Here is a 5032-nt window from a genome sequence, read left to right on the forward strand (position 1 = left end):
ATTGGCAACAAGAAAGGTTTATCTATTGCACGCTCTGGCTCTGGGATATAGCTATCTAACGCTTCCGCTAACTCAATAATTTTCGCTTCCCACTCAGCAACACCTTCCAGCGCTTTCAACGCTGAACCTCTGATTACTGGCGTGTCGTCGCCTGGGAAATCATACTGAGAAAGCAGCTCACGCACTTCCATTTCAACCAGTTCTAGCAACTCTTCATCATCAACCATATCACATTTATTCAGGAAAACGATGATATAAGGAACACCTACTTGGCGACCTAATAAAATATGCTCACGCGTTTGTGGCATTGGACCATCGGTTGCCGCTACCACTAAAATTGCGCCGTCCATTTGTGCCGCACCGGTGATCATGTTTTTCACATAATCCGCGTGGCCTGGGCAATCTACATGAGCATAATGGCGGGTAGGTGTATCATATTCTACGTGAGAAGTAGAAATAGTGATCCCGCGCGCTTTTTCTTCTGGTGCATTATCAATTTGATCAAATGCACGCGCATTACCGCCATAAGTTTTCGCTAATACGGTGGTGATTGCAGCGGTTAAAGTTGTTTTACCATGGTCAACGTGGCCGATTGTACCAACGTTAACGTGCGGTTTTTTACGTTCAAATTTTTCTTTAGACATTAGATTGTCCCTCTAAGACACGGAATCGGTGGTTACACCACATTAACCAAGCAGTGAAAATCATATATTCGTTGCTTGTTTTATCGCAGGAAAAAAATCAGGGAACAATTAAGAACACTTTCTAGGAGTGGTGCTGATAGGCAGATTCGAACTGCCGACCTCACCCTTACCAAGGGTGTGCTCTACCAACTGAGCTATATCAGCACATCTTGGAGCGGGCAGCGGGAATCGAACCCGCATCATCAGCTTGGAAGGCTGAGGTAATAGCCATTATACGATGCCCGCGATGAACTCGGCTACCTGACTTTAATCAGCTGCAAATTTTATCTTAAGTATTTTGCATGAGGTAGCATTTTAAGCTGAACACTTAAGATGAAACTTTATGGTGGTGGGAGAAGGATTCGAACCTTCGAAGTCTGTGACGGCAGATTTACAGTCTGCTCCCTTTGGCCGCTCGGGAATCCCACCTTTTACTTATATCCAAATTTTTAATGGTGCCGGCACCAAGAGTCGAACTCGGAACCTACTGATTACAAGTCAGTTGCTCTACCAACTGAGCTATGCCGGCATCAGGTGCTGCGCATTCTAGGTAGAGAACGCGCATGTTGCAACAAAAAAATTAAAAAAATTGTTTTTTTGCTTATAAAGTATCCACTTTAGCCATTTTTGCTGTTTTTTTCTATAGTAAATGTTTAAATACTCAACAGTGCTAAATTTTTTATTTACTATTTACTCTAGTGAAAAACAACATCAAATTTTTCTCACTAATAAAACATATCGTAAATCATACAATATTATTTTATTACTAAAAATAAAAATGGATAAATTGTGATCAATTATTTATTTGATACAAAAAAATAGAAAAAACGCTACGCCTAAAGATATTCAATCGTTATTATGCAATCTATTTTTTATTGGTTATGAATGATTATGACAACCTGTACACAGGTAAATGTTGACTTATGAAACAACAACAAAACTTTTCAATAACACCTTATTTAGAATTTGACCGTGAACATTGGGCGACTTTACGTGATTCTGTTCCACTAGAGCTACTAACGGATAAAGAACTACTGGAACTGAAGGGTATTAATGATGAAATTTCAATGGATGAAGTAAATAAAATTTATCTTCCTATTTCAAGACTGCTTAATTTCTATATCAGTTCAAATTTAGGTAGGCAAACCGTTTTAGAACAGTTTTTAGGTACTAATGGTACTAAAGTACCTTATGTCATCGGTATTGCAGGCAGTGTTGCGGTTGGTAAAAGTACCACAGCCCGCCTATTACAAACTTTATTAAGTCGTTGGCCTGAACATCGTAAAGTTGATCTTATAACAACAGATGGTTTTTTATACCCTAATCGGATTTTAAACGAACGTGGAATAATGAAAAAAAAGGGGTTTCCGCAATCCTATGATATGCATCGTTTGGTAAAATTTGTTTCTGACATCAAATCTGGCGTTAAGCAAGTCACTGCCCCGGTATATTCCCATTTTACTTACGATATTGTTCCCGGAAAAAAACAACTAATTGAACAGCCTGACATTCTTATTTTAGAAGGTTTGAATGTTTTGCAAAGCGGTATGGATTATCCGCATGATCCGCATCATGTTTTCGTATCTGACTTTGTCGATTTTTCCATTTATGTTGACGCTCCAGAAAATTTATTAAAAAAATGGTATATCAGTCGATTTTTAAAATTCTGCCAAGGCGCCTTCTCCGATCCTCACGCCTATTTTTACCATTATTCTACATTAGAGCAAGAAGAGGCGATCAAAACGGCTAAAACAATATGGGAAGAAATTAATAAAATAAATTTGGAAGAGAATATAATACCAACCAAAGAAAGAGCCAGTTTGATCATGACTAAAGGCTCTAATCATTCAATTACAAATGTTAGATTAAGAAAATAATTTCAAATATTGGGTCGATGATCAACTTCGACTCAATTGTGCTAATTATCTGGCCGTAATGAAATTTCACCACCTATATAGGAAACAATTTCACCATTTTGTTCTAACAAAATTGCGCCGTGTTCATTAATTCCTTTCACGATACCGACCTCAAGATGATCACCTATATGCAACTTTACTTTTTTATGTAAAAAATTATCCAACGCCAGCCAACGTTTAATAAAAGGAACAAGACCATATTTCTCAAATTCCACTAATTCATGGCGTAATGCCAAAATAATCTGACCAGCGATCACATTTCTTTCTATTTGAATACCAGCCTGCTCAAGATTAATCCATCCTTGATTAATATTTGTTTCATAATTGCAACTCATTGCAATATTAAGACCAATACCAATCACAATATGCGCCGCATCGCCAGTTTTACCTATCATTTCAATTAAGATACCAGCAAGCTTTTTTTCATTAAGATAAAGATCATTAGGCCATTTAACTTTTATATTACTACCGCTCAATTTATTAAGGGTCTCAGCTATTACAATTCCAGCAACCAAACTTAGTCCCATGGCAGCTGCCGGCCCTTGATCTAAATGCCAGTATAGTGATAAATAAAGATTACAGCCGAAAGGAGAAGCCCAATAGCGACCACGCCGCCCTCTACCAGCTGTTTGATATTCTGCAACACAAGCATCACCAGAACTTAATTGTTCAATACGTTCAAGTAGATATTGATTGGTAGAATTAATAACCGGTTTAACAATTATATTTCCGCGTCTCACTAAACCATAGATGCGCTCGTAGTCTAATAAATCCATTTTTCTAGTAAGCTGATAACCCTTACCAGTTATAGTATTAACCTCAATACCCCATTCACGAAGCGTATAAATATGCTTATTAATACCCGCTCGAGTCATGCCAAGTAATTCACCTAACTGCTCACCTGAATGTATACTACCATCAGAAAGTATTGTGATAAGTTTTAAAGGTGTCTTTACATCTTTCATGAAATAGCATCCATAGCATTTACTTCTCCATATTTACCAATAAAACGCACTTCTGGTTCTAGCGTAATAGCAAATTTTTCTATAACTTTTTTTTGAATATAACGCGCTAAATCTACAATATCTTTTCCAGTGGCGTTATTTTTATTAATTAAAACCAATGCCTGATCGCTATGTACCGCTGCACCACCACACTGAAAACCTTTCAGATCACATTGATCAATTAGCCATCCGGCAGCAAGTTTTACTGTACCATTAGTTTGTGGATATTCTGGACATCGAGGATAACGCGCCTTTATTTGATTTGCTGCCATACGAGAAATAACGGGGTTTTTAAAAAAACTACCCGCATTTCCTACTAAACAGGGATCAGGTAACTTACTTTGCCGCATTTTACACACCGCATCAAAGATAGTTTGCGCTGTTACTGTTTGTGCGGTTAAAGAAGTCAAACCAGCATATGTTAATATTGGTTTCCATAGTTTATTAAGTTTTAAACCAACTGAAACGATAGCAAAGTTTTCACGATATTTATGTTTAAAAATACTATCTCGGTAACCGAATTGACATTCAGTGGCATCTAAACGATATTGTTTACCATTATTTATATCAACAATATCGACATAGTGACATACATCTTTAAATTCCATGCCATAAGCACCGATATTTTGTATAGGCGCAGCCCCTACAGATCCTGGTATTAAAGCCATATTTTCCAATCCATAAATGCCACTTTTTATAAGCTCTTTAACCAATTGATGCCAATTATTTCCTGCGCCGACATGAATAAACCATTCCTGAGATGATTCAGTTATCACCAGTGACGTAATCCGATTTAAAATGACTAGGCCATCAAAATCACTAATGAAGAGAACATTACTCCCGCCGCCCAATAATAAAACAGGCAACCCTTTCAATAGTGCATTTTTCCATAGCATAAGCAATTCTTCTACTGAAGTAGCTGAGTATATTGCTTGCGCCTTGGCATCAAGACTAAAAGTATTATAATTTTTTAATTCAATATGATTATCAGAATACATATATCAAAACTCAATTCATATATATTAATTATATAGTCTATTAGTGTAGATATACAGGGAATAGATAAGCGTTATAAAATCAAACAATAAAACGTCAAAAAGCCACCCTTAGGTGGCTTTCTTAACATAATTAAAGTCTGGCAGCTCCCTACTCTCACATGGGGAGACCCCACACTACCATCGGCGCTACGGCATTTCACTTCTGAGTTCGGCATGGGGTCAGGTGGGACCACCGCGCTATTGCCGCCAGACAAATTCTTTTTTACCTATCCCGTTTCAGTACGCTGCCATCTCGGCTAGCCTTTCGGCTCACTCGCCTACCTCAGTAGGTGCTCACCATCAACAGCGCCAGTTCACGCTCCTTCGCGTAATATCTCGTCAGGATAGACTCTTGAACAAGCTAAAATTCTTCTCTCTTCTCAAAACACCTT

At 37.8% G+C, this 5032-nt stretch carries 4 protein-coding genes, 4 tRNA genes and 1 rRNA gene; 1 reads left to right on the forward strand and 8 read right to left on the reverse strand.

All coding sequences use genetic code 11. The features are described 5' to 3' along the window. The 5 genes from G468_RS0116120 to G468_RS0116140 all read right to left on the reverse strand — a co-directional run. Positions 1–644 (reverse strand): GTP-binding protein (locus tag G468_RS0116120; RefSeq protein WP_026823927.1); only part of this gene is annotated, 644 nt, incomplete at its 3' end. A gap of 128 nt (positions 645–772) precedes the next feature. Beyond that, positions 773–848, reverse strand: a tRNA-Thr gene (locus tag G468_RS0116125). A gap of 6 nt (positions 849–854) precedes the next feature. Continuing rightward, a tRNA-Gly gene (locus tag G468_RS0116130) sits at positions 855–929 on the reverse strand. Between the two features lie 98 nt (positions 930–1027). Beyond that, positions 1028–1112, reverse strand: a tRNA-Tyr gene (locus G468_RS0116135). 24 nt (positions 1113–1136) lie between these two features. Beyond that, positions 1137–1212: transfer RNA gene (locus G468_RS0116140), tRNA-Thr, on the reverse strand. Positions 1213–1606: 394 nt separating this feature from the next. Here G468_RS0116140 and coaA point away from each other — a divergent pair. Beyond that, positions 1607–2560, forward strand: a complete 954-nt coding sequence (gene coaA / locus G468_RS0116145) for a type I pantothenate kinase (RefSeq protein ID WP_026823928.1) — start codon at positions 1607–1609, stop codon at positions 2558–2560. A gap of 41 nt (positions 2561–2601) precedes the next feature. Here the strand turns inward: coaA and birA are convergent, their stop codons facing one another. The 3 genes from birA to rrf form a co-directional block, all read right to left on the reverse strand. Then, positions 2602–3564 carry a bifunctional biotin--[acetyl-CoA-carboxylase] ligase/biotin operon repressor BirA gene (gene birA, locus G468_RS0116150; RefSeq protein ID WP_026823929.1) on the reverse strand — a complete coding sequence of 321 codons (963 nt, stop codon included), beginning with the start codon at positions 3562–3564 and terminating at the stop codon, positions 2602–2604. After that, positions 3561–4601, reverse strand: a complete 1041-nt coding sequence (murB, locus tag G468_RS0116155) for a UDP-N-acetylmuramate dehydrogenase (RefSeq protein ID WP_026823930.1) — start codon at positions 4599–4601, stop codon at positions 3561–3563. The genes birA and murB overlap by 4 nt, the downstream gene beginning before the upstream one ends. Positions 4602–4736: 135 nt before the next feature. Beyond that, positions 4737–4852: ribosomal RNA gene (rrf, locus tag G468_RS0116160) — 5S ribosomal RNA — on the reverse strand. Between the last annotated feature and the right edge of the window lie 180 nt (positions 4853–5032).

Source organism: Arsenophonus nasoniae DSM 15247, from assembly GCF_000429565.1.
Lineage (GTDB): Bacteria > Pseudomonadota > Gammaproteobacteria > Enterobacterales > Enterobacteriaceae > Arsenophonus > Arsenophonus nasoniae.